We start from the raw sequence: 18,918 nt of genomic DNA on the forward strand, positions 1-18,918 counted from the left end.
CGCCGCTTAGTCCGTTAGCAGCTTGCGCTGCTTCCGGGCGGCGAGCTCGCCTTTCCACCCCCGCGCGCGCCACCACATGATCGCCCCGGTGATCGCGAGGATTGCCGGCAACAGCCCACCGACGAAGATGATCACTTGCCACACGATGCCCATGCCGGTGCCGTCGTGGATCTGTCGCATTAAACGCGCCACGCCCGCTTGGCCGCGATTGACGTCGGGTGCGAGTGCCGCGCGGCCGGTGGTGTCGTCGACCGCGACCGTCGCGGGCTTGCCCTTCGCCGGCTTGACCGCGACTTGCCACACCGCCTTGTAATCGGTCGGCCAGCCGATCTGCGTGACCTGGCCGGGGGTCAGCGCAAGCGCGCCGTCGATCGCGCTTTTGAGCGGCGTGTGCACAACGGCGAGCGGCTGCGCCCGGTTCATCGCCGCGCGTTCGGCGCTGAATCCCATCGCGCGGCCGTTTTCGCCGACGAGCGGCCCGAAGAACGCGGGGAAGCTGATCCACGCCCCGGTCAGCGACAGGACGAAGAGCGGCAACGCGATCCAGAAGCCGAACAGATGGTGCAGATTGGTGTCGAGATTGCGGTGCCGCCGCCAGCGTAGGCCCCGCACCCAGCTGCCCACGGTCGGCCACCACAGCCACAGCCCGGTGAAGCACGAGAAAAGCATCGCGACGCCCAGCCAGCCGACGAGCGGACGGCCCCAGACCGGGATCAGCATCGTGCCGTGGATCTGGTGCATGACCATCACTGCGCCCGATCGGCTGTTCGCGACGTCGAGCACCTTCCCGGTCGCGGGGTCGAGATAAACGTTGGTCCGTGGGGCTGGCCCTTGCGTTTTGCTCGGCGCCGGGCCGGTCGACGCGATCGCCGGGGCGCCGGGCTCGGCCGGCAGTTTCAGCGTCGCCAGCCGCGCAGTGCCGGCCGCGCGCTGCGCCGCCGCGGCGAGCGTGTCGGGGGCGAGCGACGGGCCGGCGCCGACCGCGTACCGCTGCGGGTTGAGAACATGGTCGAGCGCTTCGTCCCACACCAGTGCCGCGCCAGTGACGCAGAGCGGGATGATCAGCACCGCGAGGCTCAGTCCGATCCATTTGTGCACCAGAAACCAAGCGTTACGCAGGCCGATTTTCGTCATTTCCGTCCTTATGCCTCGGCCCAGCGGCGCAGCAGGTTGTGATAGGTCCCAGTCAGCCGCACCGCGGCCGGGTCGTCCTCGCCGAGCCGCGACGCGATGTCCTGCACGGCCTGGTCGAGCTCGAACAAGATGCGCCGCGCGCCATCGTCGCGGACCATCGACTGGACCCAGAAGAATGATGCGATGCGGACCCCGCGCGTCACCGGCTCGACGCGGTGCACGCTCGACGCCGGATAGAGCACCATATGCCCGGCGGGGAGCTTGACGCGCTGTTCGCCGAACGAATCCTCGATCACCAGTTCGCCGCCGTCATAGCCGTCGGGATCGACGAGGAAGAGCGTCGCGGAAAGGTCGCTGCGCACGCGGAAATCCGACCCGCGCCGGATGCGGATCGCGCTGTCGACGTGGGCGCCGAACGTGTCGCCGCCGGCGTAGCGGTTGAACAGCGGCGGATAGACCTTTAGCGGGAGTGCCGCGGCGACGAACAGGGGTGCCGCGGACAGCGCGTCGAGCACAAGCGACCCCGCTTCGCGCGCGGCGGCCGAATCCTCCGGCACTTGTTCGTTCCGCTTGGCGAGCGCGGATTGATGCCCCGAGGTCGCGTTGCCGTCGATCCAGTCGGCGCCGTCGATCACGCCGCGGACCTTGGCAAGCCCGGCTGCGCCGAGCACGTCGGGGACCGCGATCAGCATCGCGCCGCCCCGCGTTCGATCGCCGACCGGCCCCGCGCGCGGAACGCCGGGATCGGCGACGCGTCGAGGAATGATGCCGCCTTCGCGACGAACGCCGGCGTCGCCGTCTCGCCGGCGCGCTCGATCCACGTGAGCGCCTCTTCGGTCCGTCCCTTGTCGCCGAGCAGGCGCGCATGGTTGAAGCATCCGCGGAAATCGCCGCCCTCCGCCGCGCGCGCGTAATGGGTCGCCGCCTTCGCGAGGTCGCGCGTCACCACCCAGCCGTCTTCGTAAAAACTGCCCACGAAGTTCATCGCTTTAGCATTGCCCATCCGCGCCGCTTTCCGAAACCACGCCAGCGCCGCCGCCTTGTCCTCGGCCACGCCGTGCCCCAGCGCGAGCAACGTCGCGTAATTGTACATCGCCCAATCGAGCCCGCGCTCGGCCGCCGCGCGATAGCATTGCGCCGCACGCGCCTTGTCGACGTGCACGCCCCAGCCGAGGTCGTAACAGCGCCCGACCATGTTGAGCCCCATCGCATGCCCCTGCGCCGCCGCCTTCAGGAACCAGCCGAACCCGGCCTGTGCGTCGCGCGCGACATGCACGCCGTCGAGCAGCATCTGGCCGTACAGCGCCTGCGCCTCCGCCTCGCCATCCTCGGCGAAGGCGATGATGTGGCTGGGGCTGAGCGTGACCGCGGTCAGAACTGGAACTCCACCGTTCCGAACACCGTCCGCCCCGGTGCGATGGTCGCGTAATGGTTGGTGAAGGCCGAGCTGAAGTAGGTCTTGTTGGTCAGGTTCTGCGCGTTGACGCTGATCCCGATGTTCTTCGTCAGCTGGTACCGCGCCTGCGCGTCGAACCGCCAGTAACCGTCGATCCCGCGCGCCAGCGTCTTGGTCGCGGGCGTGACGGTGACGACACCCGCCGTGGTCTGCGTCGCGGTGCGGTTGTCGGCATAGCCGCCATATTGTCGCCCGCTGTAGATCGCGCTGCCGCCGAACGAGAACTTCTTGGTCACTTGGTAATTGGTGGTGAAGGTGAAGCTGTTCCTGGCGATCAGCGGCACCTGCTTGCCGTTGCTCGCCGAGGGTACGAGTACGGTCTTCGCCGCCTGTACGACGATATTTCCGTTCATGATCGCTGGCGCCGTCAGCGCGGTGAACCCGCCGTCGATCACCTTGGGATCGAGGTAGGTGTAACCGCCGAACACCGTCCAGCCGTCGACCATCACGCCGCTCGCGCTGAGCTCGAATCCGCGGATCCGCGTCTGGCCGATGAAGGCGGGATTGTTGTTGGCATCGACCACGCGCGCGTTGGCGATGTCGGTTTGGAACGCCGCCCCGGACAGCGACAGCTTGTCACGGAACAGGCTGGCCTTGGCGCCGACCTCGTACGACTTGGTCTTCTGGACCTTCAGGCTGTCGAGGATCGCCAGATTGGCCACCGTGTTGGTGGTCGGTAGCGCATTGTCCTCGCGCCCCTCGCCGAGCAGCGTGTTGGGCGGCGTCGCGGCGGTCGCGTAGCTCGCATAGATGCTGGTGTCCGCGGTGGGCTTGAACACCAGCCCCGCCTGCCAGTTGAACAGCTGGTCGGTGCGCGACAGCCGGAACGAGTTCGTGCCCGCGGTGAACGGCGGCGTGATCGTCGAGGTAAACCGGTCGTAGCGCGCGCTCAGGTTGAAAATCAGCGACGGCATGATCGTGATCGAATCGAACCCATAGAAGGAGATCGTGTTGGCGTCGTTCTGCGTTTCGGTGTTGGCCGCGCCCTTCACGACCGGCGTCCGCACGGCCGACGTATCCGACGCGTAATTGACCCACGGGTCGTTGGGGTTCGGGTTGAACAGGCTGGTGCAATAATAGCGGGCCACGGTGAACGTGTCGCAGCGCGGGCTGATCGTGGATCCGGTCGCCAGCACGAACGCACCGCGTCGCGCTTTTTCCCACGAAAATTCGGCGCCGACCGCGAAGCTGTGCTCGATCCCGCCGGCCTTGACCTTGCCGTACAGGTCGATCTGGTCGGTCAGCGTGTTGGTCTGGCTGTAGCGCGTATTGGCGCGGCGCCAGACATAGCCGCCACCGGTCAGCTTGGCCCCGCCGTCGACAGGGTTGACCGCCGGGCCGGTCAGCGGGAAGCCGAACACGTCGCCGTTGCTGTCGTCGGGCAGCAGGAAGCTGTACGCCTGATAATCGTCGGTGAAGCGCGCGACGTTGCGCAGCGTGATGCCGCCAAAATCATGCTCGACGCGGAGCATCGCCTGCTGGTCGCGGGTGTCGCGGAAGTCGCGGTCAGTGAGCCCGTAGAAGGTCGAGCGCTTCACGAACCCGGTCGCACCGTCGAACAACGTCACTTTGCCGATCGCCGGCGTGGTGAAGGTGTTGCCGACCGGCGCGTTGCAGACCGTCGCCGAGCAGGCATAGAGGTACGGCATGCCGCTGTCGGGCAGTTCGTGGCTTTCCAGGTAATAATAGCTCGCGGTCAGCCGGGTCGACGTGCCGACCCCGATCGTGACCGACGGCGCGAAGCCCCAGCGCCGATTGTAGATCTCGTCGCGGTCGACGACGTGCTGGTCGTGCCACACGCCCTGGACGCGGAACGACACGGTCGGGGTGATTGCGACGTTCAGGTCACCGCTGACGCGCTTGTAATCGCCGTTGCCGGCGCTGCCGAGGATCGAGCCGAACGTGCCCGGGGCCGGCAGGCGCGAGATGATGTTGATCGTGCCGCCAGCCGACCCGCGCCCGCCAAGCGCCGAATCCGACCCGCGGATGATCTGCACCGAATCGATCGCGAACACTTCGCGGTTCTGCGACGCCAGATCGCGCACGCCGTCGACGAAGATCGATCCCTGCGCGTCGAAGCCACGAATGAAGGGGCGGTCGCCGATTGGGTTGCCGCCCTCGGCTGCGGCGAAGGTGATGCCGGGCACAGTGCGCATCGCGTCCTGCAGCGAGCTCGACCCGGTCTGCTCGATTACGCTCTTGTCGAGGATGACGATCGACTTGGGCGTATCGACGATCGGCGCGACATCCTTGGGGCCCGTCTGATCCTTTGGCTTCTGGCCCGTGATGACGATGTCGCGGCGGTCGGTATCATCGTCGTCGTTCGCCGGCACCCGAGCGGGATCGCTCGCCGCGAACGCCGGATGCGTCGCGAACGCGCCAACGCACGACAGCGCCAGAAAAGCAGGCTTGGCGAAGCGGTGGGCGGCGTTGTTGCGAGTCACTCTTATCTCCCTTGCGGGAGTTCGCTATTGAGAGTCGTTCGCAGTGTCAACGCTATTGCGAATAATTCTCACTTCTCGCCTCGCTGAACACCCAGCTCCTGAGCGCGCTTGCCAAATTGGGCGGGTCGTCGGTCTCGATCCGGAGCGCATCGACCTGTGCGACGAGTGCGCTTAGCGGCAGCCCCCGAGCAGCCGCGGCACTTTCCAGCGCACGCCAGAAGATCGGCTCGAGCGTGATCGACGTCTTGTGCCCGGCGATCGTGATCGACCGTTTGGCCGGTCCGGCGAACCCGCCCGGCGGCGGGTCGACGCTCACGGCTTGTCGAACAGCGCCGCGAGCTGTTCGATGATCGTCCCGCCGAGCTGATCGGCATCCATGATCGTGACGGCGCGCTCGTAATAACGCGTCACGTCATGCCCGATCCCGATCGCGGCGAGCTCGACCGGCGAGCGGTTTTCGATCCACCCGATCACCTGGCGCAGATGGCGTTCGAGATAGCTCCCGCTGTTCACGCTCAAGGTCGAATCGTCGACCGGCGCGCCGTCGGAGATCACCATCAGGATCTTGCGTTCCTCAGCCCGCGCGATCAGCCGGTTGTGCGCCCAGAGCAGCGCTTCGCCGTCGATATTCTCCTTGAGCAGCCCCTCGCGCATCATCAGCCCGAGGCTGGGCCGCGCGCGGCGCCACGGCTCGTCGGCCTGTTTGTAGACGATATGGCGCAGATCGTTGAGCCGCCCCGGCTGCGGCGGACGGCCCGCGGCGAGCCAGCTTTCGCGCGCCTGCCCACCCTTCCACGCGCGCGTGGTGAAGCCGAGGATCTCGGTCTTGACCCCGCACCGCTCGAGCGTGCGCGCGAGGATATCGGCGCTGATCGCCGCGATCGAGATCGGCCGCCCGCGCATCGACCCCGAATTGTCGATCAGCAGCGTGACGACGGTGTCCTTGAACTCGGTGTCGCGCTCGACCTTGTAGCTGAGCGATTGTCCCGGCGAGACCACCACGCGCGCCAGCCGCGCGGCGTCGAGCAGCCCTTCCTCCTGGTCGAAATCCCATGAGCGGTTCTGCTGCGCCATCAGCCGGCGCTGCAGCCGGTTGGCGAGCTTGGTCACCGCGCCTTGCAAATGGACGAGTTGTTGGTCGAGGTACGAGCGCAGCCGTACCAGTTCCTCGGCATCGCACAGCTCGGTCGCCGCGATCACCTCGTCATACTGCGTCGTCCACGGCTTATAATCGAAGTGCGGCGACAGGTCGCTGAACGGGCGGTTGGGACGGACCGGCATCATGCCGTCCTCGCCCTCGTCGCCCGCCTCGCCCTCGGACTCCTCGAAATCGTCGTCGCCGCTCTCGGCGCCCTCGCCGTCGTCGGTGTCGGCGTCGGACTGTTCGCCGCGCGCTTCTACCTCGCCCTGCCCCTGCTCGCCGTCGTCTTCGCCCTCGTCGCCCTGGTCCTGCTCGTCGGTGCCTTCGTCCTCGTTGCCACCCTCGTCCGAATCCTCGGGCAGCTGATCGCCCTCGACCAGTTCGAGGTCTTCGAGCAACTTGGTCGCGAGGCTGGCGAAGGCGCGCTGGTCGTCGAGCGCGAGCCGCAGCGCGTCGAGGTCGCCCGACGCTTTCTCCTCGATCCATTCGCGCACCAGCGCCAGACCCGGCTGCGCGATCGCCGGCGCTTCCTCGCCGGTCAGCCGCTGGCGCACGAGTAGGCCGATCGCGGTCGCCAGCGGCACTTCGTCGCGGCTCCGCGCACGCGTAATCGGATCGGTCCGCAGCCGAAGGTCGAGCGCTTGGCGCAGATTGTCGGTTATTCCGTGATACCCGCGCGACCCCAGCGCCTCGACCCGCGCGCTTTCGGCGGCGTCGAACACCGCGCGCGCGACCGCGTCCGACGGTGCGGTCTTCAGGTGCAGCGCGGCGTTATGATGCCTGAGCCGCAGCGCAAACCCGTCGGCAAACCCGCGCGCTTCCGCGACTTGATCGGGTGGCAACGTGCGCGCCGGCATCGGCACCTTGATATGCTTGCCCGACTGCGCCGGCGCATCGGCGGTGAAGGCGAGCTCGACCTCGGGCTCGTCGGCCAGCGCGCGCGACGCGCCGCCGAGCACGGCCTTGAAGCGATCGAGGGGGGAGTCGGCGGGCATCCCTCGCAAATGCGGAAAACGGTTTCCCCATGCAAGAGGCGAACATTACCGCCATGCCGGATCAAGTTTCCCGGCGCCGTGTCGAGGAAGGCTTGAGCCTCGCTTCGCCAAATGCGCGATCCGATCGCCTCACCCCCTCCGTTTCGGATCAAGCATGCACGGCCACGCCGAAGGCTGGCGATACACATACAGCATCACGGGACTGATTGATTCGCCGATCCGGGGGCACCGGTCGCGCGTGGCAGGGATCGGCAGGGGGATAGAATGAACTTGTTGGCGACGTTCCTGGAGCAACATGTCGCGATCGCCGTCGCGGTCATTATGTTCGTGCTGTTGACGATGCTGTTGTCCAGCCGCGCGACGCGGTTCTGGCTGATGGACCGATGGATGGATCTGTGGATCATCGGCACGTTGCCGCGCAAAGCGCGCATGAAGACCCCGGACTTCACGCTCGCCAATCGCCGGCTCGATCAGGTGTATCGCGCCTATCGCAATTTCATCGGCGATCTGATCTCCGAACCGGAATTCAAGAACAAGCGCAGCTTCCTTCGGCTGGCCGGCGACGCCGACGCCAAACCGACACCGGTGGCGTGGAGCATCGGCATCTTTTGCCTGCTCGGCGCCGAGGCGCTAGCTTTTTCGTTCGTGCTCGCGACCGTGCTCAGTCCGGACCCGACGGAAAGTCAGGCTAACGCGCTGACCCTCGTCATTGCTTTCCTGCTGGCGTTCTTGCTCGCCTATATGGTCGGAAAGGCGGGGCATTCGTTCCGCCGCACGCATGCCTTGCGGCAGAACATCGCCAAGCTGCGCGCACGTCCCGGCGTCGATCAGGGAGAAAAGCCGGAAACCAGCCTGATTTCGCTGATCGATCCCGAGGAGGATCAGGAGCGGGACGCCGCACTAACCTACGACAATTCGCCCCAGCGGCTGTTGAACAGGGTTCGCAAGAACTCATCCGACCGCGGCAGCTATATCCTGCCGATATTCGCCGCATTGCTGGTCGTGGCGCTGGCGTTCGGACAGGTATGGCTGCGCGAATATTCGTTCGAGCAGGCCGCCGCGGCGGCTCCCGCGCCGATCGCCGCCGCAGCGAGCACGGCCACGCTCGATGGCGACACACCGGCGGTCGTCCCAGCCCCCGCCGCGCAGCCAAACGCCGGCCCGCTGGCATCGGGCGCGGCGCTGATGAAGAACCAGCAGATCGCGGGCAACATCGTGCTGGTCCTGATCTTCGTCACCACCCAGGCGCTCGCGTTTTCGATCGGCTATCGCTTCGATTTCATCGGCCGCGGCGGCGTGGAGGTATACCGAGCGTTGCGCGGCGCGGCGATCTATAGCGAACTTTCGCTGGCGCAATCGTCGCTCGTCCACATGGCGGACGAAAGCCTCAAGAGCCTGGTCGAGCGGTTCAACGAACGATACCCGGACATGGTCGTCGACGACCTGACCTACCGACAACGATGCGCGCGCGACGTCGAATCCGCCGGCAACGACGGCACGCCGCCGCCCGCACAGGGATGAGCCTTCATCGCCTACCCCAGCGCGAATCCACCTTGAGCTCAATCCAATTGTCCGGAGACACAGTCATGACGCGACGCCACGCCGGATTGGCGGCACTCCTCCTTCACGCCGCACTCCTGCCCGGCGCGTCGCGCGCGGCGACCTGCTACACCGGCGCACAGCTCGCGCCGATCGCGAAGGTCGAAGCGGCGGAAGTGTTCGTCATGGTCGACCAGACCACGGCGCTTCCGCCAAGTGTCGTCGCCTATCTGCGCTCGATAGTCGCCGCTGTCGGCCGGCCTGGCACACGGATATCGCTGTTCAGCTTCTCGGCCTACACGACGGGCCAATATTTCCAGCCGCGCGGCAGCTACTTTTTCGAAGCGCAGCCGAGTCCGAGCGAAACTGCGAATATCGGGGTGCAAACGCAGCGCAATCTGCGCCAATGCCTCGCCAATCAGGCCGCGGTCGGTGCGCGCTTGCTCGGCGACCGCCTTTCCCAGATCGTCGGCCCGGCGGCGGTGGCGGTCTATGCCAATTCGGACATCATGGGCAGCTTGCGCCAGATCGGCCCGCGCCTGGCAGCTTCGCATGCGCGCTCCCGCACGCTGGTCCTGGTATCGGACATGCTCCAGAACATGCCGGGCAATTCCTTCTATGCGAAGGGGCGCCTGCGCGCGATCGATCCCGGCGCGGAACTGCGCAACGCGACCGCCACCGGGCAACTCGCCGATCTTGCCAACGCGACCGTCTATATCGTCGGCGCTGCGCTAGGCGGGCGGGCGCCCGACAACCAGATCCGCACCCCGCGCGAAATCAATGCGCTCGAACAATTCTGGCGCGGCTATGTGGCCAGATCGCATGGCCGGCTGGCGCAATTCGGCACGCCGTTGCCGGCGATGCCGACACCGTGAGCTATGCCTTCGCCACCACGCTTTCGGGCAAGTCCTTGCCGAACACGCGCTGATAATATTCCGCCACCAGCGCGCGCTCGGCCTCGTCGCACTTGTTGAGGAACGACAGCCGGAACGCGAAGCCGATATCGTCGAAGATCATCGCGTTCTGCGCCCAGGTGATGACGGTACGCGGGCTCATCACGGTCGAGATGTCGCCGTTGATGAAGCCCTTACGCGTCAGGTCCGCCACGCGGACCATGTTGTCGACGATCGCCTTGCCCTCGGGCTTGTCGTATTCGCCCGATTTGGCGAGCACGATCTGCGCCTCGACCTGCGCGGGCAGGTAATTGAGTGTGACGACGATGTTCCAGCGGTCCATCTGGCCCTGATTGATCGCCTGCGTGCCGTGATAGAGTCCGCTGGTGTCGCCCAGCCCGACGGTGTTCGCGGTCGAGAACAGCCGAAAATAGGGGTTCGGACGGATCACGCGGTTCTGGTCGAGCAGGGTCAGCTTGCCCTCGGTCTCGAGCACGCGCTGGATCACGAACATCACGTCGGGACGCCCGGCATCGTATTCGTCGAACACCAGCGCCGTCGGCGTCTGCAGCGCCCACGGCAGCAATCCCTCGCGGAATTCGGTCACCTGCTGGCCGTCGCGCAGCACGATCGCGTCGCGGCCGATCAGGTCGATCCGGCTGATATGTGCGTCGAGGTTGATCCGGATGCACGGCCAGTTGAGCCGTGCCGCGACCTGTTCGATGTGCGTCGACTTGCCGGTGCCGTGATAGCCCTGGACCATCACGCGCCGGTTGTGCGCGAAGCCCGCGAGGATCGCGAGCGTCGTGTCGGCGTCGAACACATACGCCGGATCGAGGTCGGGCACGCGCTCGTCGGCCTCGCTGAACGCGGGCACTTGCATCTCCGAATCGATCCCGAACAGCTCGCGCACCGACTTCATCTGGTCGGGCGCGTCGAGGATCGTCGTCTCGCGGCTGTCGGGCTGGGTGTTCGGAATGTCGGTCATGGGCAGCGTCCTTCGCGCACCCTCCTACGCGCAGCGCGCCCGCGAAGTCGAGACTCGTTGTGCAATGCAACGCGTCAGGAAGCGATCTTCTCCGGCAGCGCGAACAGGTCGACGAAGCGTTGTGCGAGCGCCGGATCGCCAGCCAGCGTCAGCAAACCGTCCCCGTTGAACCCTTCCTTGCCGTAAATCGTGCGCCGCATCGCCATCGTGTCGCCGGTGAGCGTCAAATCGGCATCGCGCGTCTCGCTGCGCGCGATCGCGATACCGCCCTCGCCCACGCGCGCGACGAAGGCGTCGTTGGGGAATTCGAACGCAACGACCATCGGCGTCGTCGCAGCACGCTCGGCATCGATCAGCGTGCGCAGCGAGATCATCGCCGAAGCGGTCGACATGAACGCGAACGGGTCATGCCGCGGCGAGCGCGCCGCCCAGCGCCCCATCTCGCGGATAGCGACCTCCGCCTCGCGGCCCCAATCGGTCAGGTCGTACGCCTGGACATTGGCCGGCGATGGCAACCGGCGGCGCACGACGATCCCTGCCTCTTCCAGACTTTCGAGGCGCTGCGTCAGCACATTGGCGCTGATCCCGGGCAGGTTGGACCTGATCTCGCCGAACCGGCGCGGGCCGAACATCAGCTCGCGGATGATTAGCAGCGCCCAGCGCTCGCCGACGAATTCGAGCGCGAGGGCGGTACCGCACGCATCGTCATACCACCGTCTTTGGGCTGTTTTTTCGAGTCCAGTTATTTTTTCTAACTTCATGGTTGTTTTTTATAACTGAGTCGGGCATTCAAGTCAAGGCAGCCGAGTCGCCGCACTGTCGCGAAGCCGGCTTATGGGAGAGATCAGATGGCAAAGATGATTTTCGTGAACCTGCCCGTCGCCGATGTGGCGAGGTCGACCGCGCTGTACGAGGCGCTCGGGTTCGAGAAGAACGACAAGTTCAGCAACGAACAGGCATCGTCGATGATGTGGTCCGACTCGATCGTCGTCATGCTGCTGTCGAAGCCTTTCTTCGCGACTTTCACCCCCAAGCAAATCGCCGACGCCAAGACGACGAGCAGCGCGCTGTTCGCGCTGTCGTTCGACAGCAAGGCGGATGTCGACAAGATCGTCGAGGCGGCAGTTGCCGGCGGCGCGACCGAACCGCACGGGCCCGAGGATCACGGCTTCATGTACAGCCGCGCGTTCGAGGATTTCGACGGGCACGGCTGGGGACCGTTCTGGATGGACCCCGCTGCCGCCGAAGCCGGCCCGCCCGAACACGAGCCGATCGCCGGCTGAGCCCGACCCAGGGAGACCAAAGATGCTCGCTCGATTCCGCCCGTTCCTCGCCGCTCTCGTCGCGTTCGCGATGACCGGCGTGGTCATCCTCGACTATCCGGCGCTGGCCGGCCTGCCGTTCCCGTTGTGAAGGAAACCGTCATGACTCGACCGATCATCACCGCGTTCGACTGGGTGCCGCCGTTCGCGCAAGGCCAGGTCCGCGATCTCCGCGTGCGCTGGGCGCTCGAGGAAGCCGGCCAGCCGTACGAGGTCCGCTACCTCAACCAAGGCGCGCAGAAGGAGCCGCCACACCGCGCGCGCCAGCCGTTCGGCCAAGTGCCGACGCTGGAGGACGGCGAGCTCACGCTCTTCGAATCGGGCGCGATCGTGCAGCACGTCGCGGAGAAATATGGGACACTCTTCCCGGCCAACGCCAACGCCCGGGCGCGCGCGATCGAATGGATGTTCGCCGCGCTCAACTCCGTCGAGCCGGCGATCATGGACTTGTCGTTCGTCACCATCTTCGAAGCCGACAAGCCATGGTCGGCAATGCGCCGCCCCGCGGTCGAAGAGCGCATCCACGGACGATTGAAGGATTTGTCGGCGCGGCTCGGCGAGATGCCGTGGCTCGACGGCGACACGTTCACGGCCGGCGACCTGCTGATGGTCAGCGTGCTGCGCATTCTAATCGATCAGGGATTCGTCGAGTCCTATGACAATTTGACCGCCTACATGCACCGCGGGATCGACCGTCCCGCCTTCCAGAAAGCGCTGGCCGACCAGATGGCCGGCTTCACCGGCGAGCCGCCCGAATGGTACGCCGCCTGGGCCGAAAAACAGAAACAAGGAGAGACGGCGTGAGCTACATCCAAGGCTTCGTGCTAGCGGTGCCCGAGGGCAACAAACAGGCCTATATCGACATGGCGACGACGGTCGCGCCAATGTTCGCCGAGTTCGGCGCGCTACGCACGGTCGAATGCTGGGGCGAGGACATCCCCGACGGCAAGCGCACCGACTTCAAGCGCGCGGTCAAGGCCGAAGCTGGCGAGCGGATCGTGTTCGCCTGGGTCTTCTGGCCCGACAAGGCGACGTGCGATGCCGCCGCGGAAAGGATGCGGACCGACGAGCGGATGCAGCCCCCCGCGGATATTCCGTTCGACGGCAAACGCATGATCTTCGCCGGGTTCGAGACCGCCTCCGACAGCGGCGACGGCGGCGCGTTCGGCTGGATCGACGGCATGGTCGGCGTGGTCGCGAACGACAGGAAGCAAGCGTTCCTCGACCATGCCGCGTTCATGGAAAGCGCGCTGAAGGCCAAGGGCGCGACGCGCATCGTCAACGGCTGGGGAACCGACGTACCCGACGGCACTACCACCGATTTCAAACGCGCGGTCGAGGCGCAGTCCGACGAAACGGTCACGTTCGGCTGGATCGAATGGCCTGACAAGGCCACGCACGATGCCGGCTGGGGCGCGCTGATGGCGGACGGCACGATGCAGCAGAACCCGCCCGTATGGGACGGCCAGCGCGCGATCTTCGGCGGGTTCGCACCGATCCTCGACACCGATCGCGCATAAGGAGAGATACGATGCCCAACCCCGAAGGCACCCCGATCTGGTACGAGCTGCTGACGCCCGACCATGATGCGTCGAAAAAGTTCTACGATCGCGTCATCGGCTGGACGCTAGGCGGCAAGCCCGACAACAGTCCGATGGACTATCGCATGATCCAGACCGCAGACGGATCGATGGTCGGCGGTGTGATGCAGTTGACCGACGAGATGACCGCCGGCGGCGCGCACCCGACCTGGCTGTTCTATATCGGCGTCGACGATGTCGATGCTTCGTTTGAGAAGGTAAAGGCCAATGGCGGCGGCGTCCTGATGGAGCCATTCGACATCCCCGGCGCGGGTCGCGCGGCGTTTGTCAGGGATCCCCAGGGCAATCCGTTCTACATCATGCGCGGGTCGAGCCCGGAGAACAGCACTGCCTGGGACCGGATGGGCATGGGCAAGTGCAACTGGAACGAGCTCAACACGCCCGACCAGGCGGCTGCGAACAAATTCTATGCCGACACGTTCGGCTGGACCTACCCGGACAAGATGTCGATGGGCGAGATGGGCGACTATGTCTTCATCGACGCCGCGGGCCAGACGATCGGCGCCACGATGACGATCCAGCCCGGCGATACCCAGGGCTGGCGCTTCTATTTCCGCACCCCCGACATCGAGGACACCGCGAAGAAGGTCGGCGAGTCCGGCGGCACCGTATTGGCTGGGCCGATGGAAGTTCCCGGCGGCGACCGCATCATCGTCGCGAAGGACGCGCACGGCGTCGTGTTCGGGGCGGTCGGCCCCGGCAACCAATAAGCGAGGATCAGGAGAGAGACGATGGCGAACAAGATGACCACGTGCCTGTGGTTCGACAACGGCGCCGCGCGCGAGGCGGCCGAATTCTACGCCGCAACCTTTCCCGACAGCCATGTCGGGTCGGCGATGGCGTCCCCCAACGACAACCCGTCGGCTAGGGCGGGCGACGAGCTGACGGTCGAGTTTACCGTCCTCGGCCAGTCGTTCGTCGGGCTGAATGGCGGCCCGATGTTCAAGCCTACCGAAGCGGTCAGCTTCATGGTGCTGACCGAGAATCAGGAGGAAACCGACCGCTATTGGAACGCGATCACCGGCAACGGCGGCGCGGAGAGCATGTGCGGCTGGTGCAAGGACAAATGGGGCTTTTCGTGGCAGATCACGCCACGCGCCTTGCTCGCCGCGACGTCCAATTCCGACAAGGCAGCGGCCAAGCGCGCGATGGACGCGATGATGACCATGCACAAGATCGACATCGCCAGGATCGAGGCGGCGCTCGCCGGGGAAACCGCCGATGCGTAAGATCACCGGCGCGGTTTTCCTGTCGCTCGACGGGGTGATGCAGGCGCCGGGCGGCCCGACCGAGGACTATACCGGCGGGTTCGACGAGGGCGGCTGGCTGTTCCGCTTCGCCGACGAAGGGGCATTTCCCACGATCGGCGCGCTGTTCTCGGGCGAATACGACCTGCTGCTCGGGCGGCGGACGTACGACATCTTCGCGTCCTACTGGCCCTATGTCGAAGGCGACGGCGCGGAGATGGGCGCGGCATTCACCCGCGCCGGCAAGCACGTCCTGACGCACGGCGACCAGCCGCTCGACTGGGAGAACAGCCACCGCCTGACGAGCGTCGCCGATGTCGCCGAACTCAAACAGAGCGACGGGCCCGATCTGATCATCCAGGGGTCGAGCACGCTCTACCCCGAACTGCTCGCCGCCGGGTTGATCGACACTCTGATCCTGATGATCTTCCCGGTCACGATCGGCAAGGGCAAGCGGTTGTTCGGCGATGGCACGCCGGCGGGTGTATTGCGAATGGTGGAGCATCGGGTGACCCCCAAGGGCACGGTGATCGCGACCTACGAGCCCGCCGGCGCGATCCCGTCGAGCGGCGATTTCCCCGAAACGGTGACGAGCGCGCGCGAGCAGGACCGGCAGCGCCGGATGACCGACGGCAGCTGGTAGCCGAGACGTCGCGCTATCGCTGACGCGCGCCAGTGAGTAAGCGGGCGGGGATGGCCAGTCGTCCCCGCCCGTTTCTCGTCGCGACCCTGATCGGGCTGGTGGCGGAGGCGCTGTTCCTGTGGGGTGTCGCCACGCCCCATGAACTGGTCTTCGACGAGATCCATTACGTCCCGGCGGCGCGCGCGATGCTGTCGCTGAGCGCACCGCTCAACACCGAGCATCCGCTGGTCGCCAAGGAATTTATCGCTGCCGGGATCGCACTGTTCGGCGACAACGCTTTGGGCTGGCGCTTCTTCTCCACGGTCGCGGGCGCGGCGACGGTGATGGGCGTGTTCGCGATCCTGTGGCAATTGTTCGGGCGGACGCGGCCTGCCGTGATCGGCACGGTATTGGCGCTGCTCAATTTCACGATCTACGTCCAGGCGCGGATCGCGATGCTTGACGGGTTCCTCGCGGCGTTCACCGTGCTGGCCGTCGCGGCAATGCTGTGGGCGATGCGCGCGCCCGTCGGAAAGGCGTGGTCGCGCTGGGGGCTCAGCGCGGTACTGTTCGGGCTGGCGGTCGGGACCAAATGGCTCGCGTTGCCGTATCTGGCGTTCGCGGGTCTGGCCTTCCTGATCGTCCGTTGGCGTGACGCGCGGGCTGCGCAGCGGCCGTCGACCGCGATGCTGTCGGGCAAGGACCAGCCGCATTGGCCAGGGCTCCCGACGATTCCGGCGTTGGCCGCGTTCGGCGTCATTGCCGTCGCGACCTATTTTCTGACCTTCCTGCCCGCCTTTTTCTACCACGACGACCCGATGACGCTCACCAAGCTGCTGCCGTTTCAGGCGAAGATGTACGCGCAGCAAACGCAGGTCCTGCCGCATCACACCTATCAGTCGAACTGGTGGACATGGCCGCTGATGATTCGCCCGATCTGGTATTTCTACGAGCCCGCCGACGGGGCGATGCGCGGCATATTGATGATCGGCAACCCGGCGATCCTGTGGGGCGGGCTGGTCGCGGTCGCGGCGTGTCTGTGGACGGGTGTGGGCGAGCGCGACGGGCGGCTGCTCACCGCGGGCGCGCTATGGGTCGCGAGCTATTTGCCGTGGGTGATCATCCCCAAATCGCTCGGTTTCTTCTATTATTATTACATCCCGACGATCGCGCTGCCGATCGCGCTCGCCGCCGCGTTCGACCGCTACGCCAAGGGCAAGCTGATGTACTGGGACGAAGGCTTTATGGTGATGTGCTTCGGGTTGGCGGTATATTTCTTCCCGATCCTGTCCGCCGCGCCGTTAGCCAATGCAGCGGCGTTTCAGCATTGGATGTGGTTCAGCACCTGGCCCTAGTACCGCCCCCACACGAAGCGTGACGATAGCGCGTAGTTCCACACCGCGCTGACCGCGATTCCCGCGAGCGCCGAGACGATCCACGTGTCCGACCGTGCGTCGTAGAGGAACGCCGCGACCCCGACATTGGCGACCGCACCGACCGAGCACACCGCGCAGAACGACACCCAGCCATCGAACAATGCGCGCGCGCCCTTCAGCCGCCCGTCGCGATACGTCAGCGCGTTGTTGACGAAGAAGTTGAAGGTCATCGCGACCGCGGTGGCAGCGATGGTCGACTTGATGAAGCCCACGCCGATATTCTTGAACATCAGCCCCAGCACCAGGAAATGGACGAGCGCGCCGACCGCGCCGATCGCGGAGAACATCGCGAACCGGACCGGGATGAACCGCCCCATGATGCGGTCGTACAATGCGATCAGAAATTCCATCGCGACGACGTGATCGAGCTTCGACTCGCCCTCGGTGCGGACACGGAACGTATAGGGCAGTTCCTTGAACCGGAGCGAGCGCGGCGCGGTGGTCATGATGTCGAGCAGGATCTTGAACCCGATCGCCGACAGATGCGGCGTGATCTCGCGCACCATCGCGGTGCGCGCCATGAAGAACCCGCTCATCGGATCGCCGAGATCTGCCTTGAGCACGCGGCGCGACAGCTTGGTCGCGAAGGCCGACTTGGCGACGCGGTCCTTGTCCCAATCGCCCGTCCCGCCGCCGTCGACGAAGCGCGATCCGACGACCAAGTCGAGCGCGGGATCGTCTTGCAACGCCTTGACCATCCCCGGCAGGATCGTCTCGTCGTGCTGCAGGTCGCCGTCGATCACCGCGACGAGTGGGGCTGCGGTCGCGCACATCCCCTCGATCGTCGCCGAGGACAGCCCGCGCCGCCCGATCCGCTGGATCACCCGTACGCGCCGGTCATTCCGCGCGAGGTCGCGGGCAGCATCGGCAGTGCCGTCCGGGCTGTTGTCGTCGACGAAGATCGCTTCCCACGCGATCCCGCCCAGCGCCGCGTCGAGCTTTTCGATCAGCAACGGCACATTGCCGCGCTCGTTGAACGTCGGGATGACGATCGCAAGGTCGAGGGGGGCGAGATCGAGCGTGTCGGTCATAGCGCGGCGAGGATCGCGTCGCCCATCGCGCTTGTCGAGAGGGTGCCGCCGATATCGGCGGTGCGCGCCCCGTCCGCGATCGCCTTTGCCACCGCCGCCTCGATCCGGCGCGCCGCGCCCGCCATGTCGAGCGAATGGTCGAGCAGCATCGCCGCCGACAGGATCGTGCCGCACGGATTGGCGATCCCCTGCCCCGCAATGTCGGGCGCCGAGCCATGGATCGGCTCGTACAGCCCCAGGCTCGACCGCCAGCTCGACAGCGAAGCGGAGGGCAGCATGCCGATCGACCCGGCGCACATGCTCGCTTGGTCGGACAATATGTCACCGAACAGATTGCCCGTGACGATCACGTCGAACTGCGCAGGGTCGCGCACCAGCTGCATCGCGGCGTTGTCGACGTACATATGGGTCAGGTCGACATCGTCGTAATCGCCCGACACCTCATTGACCACATCGCGCCACAGTTGCGAGGTTTCGAGGACGTTCGCTTTGTCGACCGAGCAGAGCTTCTTCCTGCGGCGGCGCGCGGTTTCGAACCCCACGCGCGCGATGCGCTCGACCTCGACCTCGTCATAGCGCATCGAGTCCCAGCCCTCGCGCACCCCGCCCAGCCCGGTGCGGCGGCCTTTCTCGCCGAAATAGACGTCGCCGGTCAACTCGCGAACGATCAGCAGATCGATCCCCCGCGCGATCTCCGGCTTGAGCGGGGAAACGTCTTCCAAACCTGGCGTCAGCGAGGACGGCCGCAGGTTGGCGAACAGCCCGAGTTCGCGGCGCAGTCCGAGGATCGCCGCTTCCGGGCGCAACCGCCGTTCGAGCGCGTCGAATTGCGGATCGCCGACCGCGCCGAACAGAACCGCGTCGGCGCGCTTCGCCAGCGCGAGCGTCTCGGGCGGGAGCGAATTGCCCGCCACGAGATATGCCGCGCCCCCGACTGGCGCCGTCTCGAACGTCACGCCGAGCGCCAGCGCTTCGAGCACGCGGCGCGCCTCGGCGACGACTTCGGGCCCGATCCCGTCCCCGGGCAGCAACGCGATCAATGGCAAGCGGATTCCCCTTCTCGTCCCGC

At 66.1% G+C, this 18,918-nt stretch carries 19 protein-coding genes; 9 read left to right on the top strand and 10 right to left on the bottom strand.

The features are described from left to right. Nucleotides 1–6: 6 nt before the first annotated feature. From E7773_RS04765 to cobT, 6 genes are read right to left on the bottom strand one after another with little or no spacing between them, the layout of a single operon-like run. Complete coding sequence (locus E7773_RS04765; RefSeq protein WP_293988825.1) at nt 7–1,134, bottom strand: PepSY-associated TM helix domain-containing protein; 1,128 nt, start codon at nt 1,132–1,134, stop codon at nt 7–9. Between the two features lie 8 nt (nt 1,135–1,142). Then, nucleotides 1,143–1,826 (bottom strand): Fe2+-dependent dioxygenase, encoded by a 684-nt coding sequence (locus tag E7773_RS04770; RefSeq protein WP_293988827.1) that lies wholly within the window; start codon nt 1,824–1,826, stop codon nt 1,143–1,145. After that, nucleotides 1,820–2,509 carry a tetratricopeptide repeat protein gene (locus tag E7773_RS04775; RefSeq protein ID WP_363129913.1) on the bottom strand — a complete coding sequence of 230 codons (690 nt, stop codon included), beginning with the start codon at nt 2,507–2,509 and terminating at the stop codon, nt 1,820–1,822. Before E7773_RS04775 ends, E7773_RS04770 begins: the two co-directional genes overlap by 7 nt. Continuing rightward, nucleotides 2,506–5,034: a TonB-dependent receptor gene (locus E7773_RS04780; RefSeq protein ID WP_293988829.1), complete on the bottom strand. Its 2,529-nt coding sequence runs from the start codon at nt 5,032–5,034 to the stop codon at nt 2,506–2,508. The genes E7773_RS04775 and E7773_RS04780 overlap by 4 nt, the downstream gene beginning before the upstream one ends. 52 nt (nt 5,035–5,086) lie before the next feature. Continuing rightward, nucleotides 5,087–5,350, bottom strand: coding sequence for a ribbon-helix-helix domain-containing protein (locus E7773_RS04785; RefSeq protein ID WP_293988830.1), 264 nt, complete (start codon nt 5,348–5,350; stop codon nt 5,087–5,089). Beyond that, nucleotides 5,347–7,170, bottom strand: coding sequence for a cobaltochelatase subunit CobT (gene cobT / locus E7773_RS04790; protein ID WP_293988831.1), 1,824 nt, complete (start codon nt 7,168–7,170; stop codon nt 5,347–5,349). Before cobT ends, E7773_RS04785 begins: the two co-directional genes overlap by 4 nt. A gap of 264 nt (nt 7,171–7,434) precedes the next feature. Between cobT and E7773_RS04795 the strand changes: the two genes are divergently transcribed. Continuing rightward, on the top strand, nt 7,435–8,691 hold the full coding sequence (locus E7773_RS04795; RefSeq protein WP_293988832.1) for a hypothetical protein: 1,257 nt from the start codon (nt 7,435–7,437) through the stop codon (nt 8,689–8,691). Nucleotides 8,692–8,756: 65 nt separating this feature from the next. Next, complete coding sequence (locus tag E7773_RS04800) at nt 8,757–9,584, top strand: hypothetical protein (RefSeq protein ID WP_293988833.1); 828 nt, start codon at nt 8,757–8,759, stop codon at nt 9,582–9,584. A 1-nt stretch (nt 9,585) separates the two neighbouring features. On the opposite strand, the gene cobS is transcribed toward E7773_RS04800, so the two are convergent. Together cobS and E7773_RS04810 are read right to left on the bottom strand one after the other, a co-directional pair. Next, complete coding sequence (gene cobS, locus E7773_RS04805) at nt 9,586–10,590, bottom strand: cobaltochelatase subunit CobS (RefSeq protein WP_293988834.1); 1,005 nt, start codon at nt 10,588–10,590, stop codon at nt 9,586–9,588. A 74-nt stretch (nt 10,591–10,664) separates the two neighbouring features. After that, entirely contained in the window at nt 10,665–11,351 is a 687-nt protein-coding gene (locus E7773_RS04810; protein ID WP_293988835.1) for a winged helix-turn-helix transcriptional regulator, read from the bottom strand. Between the two features lie 87 nt (nt 11,352–11,438). Here E7773_RS04810 and E7773_RS04815 point away from each other — a divergent pair, with 87 nt between their 5' ends. The 7 genes from E7773_RS04815 (at nt 11,439) to E7773_RS04850 (ending at nt 16,737) form a co-directional block, all read left to right on the top strand. After that, on the top strand, nt 11,439–11,873 hold the full coding sequence (locus E7773_RS04815) for a VOC family protein (protein ID WP_293988836.1): 435 nt from the start codon (nt 11,439–11,441) through the stop codon (nt 11,871–11,873). 141 nt (nt 11,874–12,014) lie between these two features. Next, nucleotides 12,015–12,716, top strand: a complete 702-nt coding sequence (locus E7773_RS04820; RefSeq protein WP_293988838.1) for a glutathione S-transferase family protein — start codon at nt 12,015–12,017, stop codon at nt 12,714–12,716. Continuing rightward, nucleotides 12,713–13,432: a DUF1428 family protein gene (locus tag E7773_RS15545; RefSeq protein ID WP_363129886.1), complete on the top strand. Its 720-nt coding sequence runs from the start codon at nt 12,713–12,715 to the stop codon at nt 13,430–13,432. The genes E7773_RS04820 and E7773_RS15545 overlap by 4 nt, the downstream gene beginning before the upstream one ends. 11 nt (nt 13,433–13,443) lie before the next feature. Then, complete coding sequence (locus E7773_RS04835; RefSeq protein ID WP_293988840.1) at nt 13,444–14,223, top strand: VOC family protein; 780 nt, start codon at nt 13,444–13,446, stop codon at nt 14,221–14,223. A 21-nt stretch (nt 14,224–14,244) separates the two neighbouring features. Beyond that, complete coding sequence (locus E7773_RS04840) at nt 14,245–14,742, top strand: VOC family protein (RefSeq protein WP_293988841.1); 498 nt, start codon at nt 14,245–14,247, stop codon at nt 14,740–14,742. Continuing rightward, the gene (locus tag E7773_RS04845; RefSeq protein ID WP_293988842.1) at nt 14,735–15,403 is read left to right on the top strand and encodes a dihydrofolate reductase family protein; all 669 of its coding nucleotides are present in this window, start codon (nt 14,735–14,737) and stop codon (nt 15,401–15,403) included. The genes E7773_RS04840 and E7773_RS04845 overlap by 8 nt, the downstream gene beginning before the upstream one ends. Nucleotides 15,404–15,453: 50 nt before the next feature. Next, nucleotides 15,454–16,737: a phospholipid carrier-dependent glycosyltransferase gene (locus E7773_RS04850; RefSeq protein ID WP_293988843.1), complete on the top strand. Its 1,284-nt coding sequence runs from the start codon at nt 15,454–15,456 to the stop codon at nt 16,735–16,737. Here E7773_RS04850 and E7773_RS04855 read toward each other — a convergent pair. Both E7773_RS04855 and leuB read right to left on the bottom strand, forming a co-directional pair. Continuing rightward, complete coding sequence (locus E7773_RS04855) at nt 16,734–17,849, bottom strand: glycosyltransferase family 2 protein (protein WP_293988846.1); 1,116 nt, start codon at nt 17,847–17,849, stop codon at nt 16,734–16,736. The genes E7773_RS04850 and E7773_RS04855 overlap by 4 nt on opposite strands. Continuing rightward, a complete protein-coding gene (leuB, locus tag E7773_RS04860) occupies nt 17,846–18,895 on the bottom strand; it encodes a 3-isopropylmalate dehydrogenase (protein WP_293988849.1) in 1,050 nt (349 codons plus the stop codon). The genes E7773_RS04855 and leuB overlap by 4 nt, the downstream gene beginning before the upstream one ends. Between the last annotated feature and the right edge of the window lie 23 nt (nt 18,896–18,918).

The sequence above is a fragment of the Sphingomonas sp. genome (genome assembly GCF_004799495.1).
GTDB lineage: Bacteria > Pseudomonadota > Alphaproteobacteria > Sphingomonadales > Sphingomonadaceae > Sphingomonas.

Excerpts from the sequence above, each read along its gene's own strand:
- E7773_RS04840 (WP_293988841.1), top strand. The coding sequence starts at position 14,245 with ATGGCGAACAAGATGACCACGTGCCTGTGGTTCGACAACGGCGCCGCG.
- E7773_RS04850 (WP_293988843.1), top strand. The coding sequence starts at position 15,454 with ATGGCCAGTCGTCCCCGCCCGTTTCTCGTCGCGACCCTGATCGGGCTG.
- E7773_RS04800 (WP_293988833.1), top strand. The coding sequence starts at position 8,757 with ATGACGCGACGCCACGCCGGATTGGCGGCACTCCTCCTTCACGCCGCA.
- E7773_RS04835 (WP_293988840.1), top strand. The coding sequence starts at position 13,444 with ATGCCCAACCCCGAAGGCACCCCGATCTGGTACGAGCTGCTGACGCCC.
- E7773_RS04765 (WP_293988825.1), bottom strand. The coding sequence starts at position 1,134 with ATGACGAAAATCGGCCTGCGTAACGCTTGGTTTCTGGTGCACAAATGG.
- E7773_RS04810 (WP_293988835.1), bottom strand. The coding sequence starts at position 11,351 with ATGAAGTTAGAAAAAATAACTGGACTCGAAAAAACAGCCCAAAGACGG.
- E7773_RS04845 (WP_293988842.1), top strand. The coding sequence starts at position 14,735 with ATGCGTAAGATCACCGGCGCGGTTTTCCTGTCGCTCGACGGGGTGATG.
- E7773_RS04855 (WP_293988846.1), bottom strand. The coding sequence starts at position 17,849 with ATGACCGACACGCTCGATCTCGCCCCCCTCGACCTTGCGATCGTCATC.
- cobS (WP_293988834.1), bottom strand. The coding sequence starts at position 10,590 with ATGACCGACATTCCGAACACCCAGCCCGACAGCCGCGAGACGACGATC.
- E7773_RS04770 (WP_293988827.1), bottom strand. The coding sequence starts at position 1,826 with ATGCTGATCGCGGTCCCCGACGTGCTCGGCGCAGCCGGGCTTGCCAAG.
- E7773_RS04815 (WP_293988836.1), top strand. The coding sequence starts at position 11,439 with ATGGCAAAGATGATTTTCGTGAACCTGCCCGTCGCCGATGTGGCGAGG.
- E7773_RS04795 (WP_293988832.1), top strand. The coding sequence starts at position 7,435 with ATGAACTTGTTGGCGACGTTCCTGGAGCAACATGTCGCGATCGCCGTC.
- cobT (WP_293988831.1), bottom strand. The coding sequence starts at position 7,170 with ATGCCCGCCGACTCCCCCCTCGATCGCTTCAAGGCCGTGCTCGGCGGC.
- E7773_RS04820 (WP_293988838.1), top strand. The coding sequence starts at position 12,015 with ATGACTCGACCGATCATCACCGCGTTCGACTGGGTGCCGCCGTTCGCG.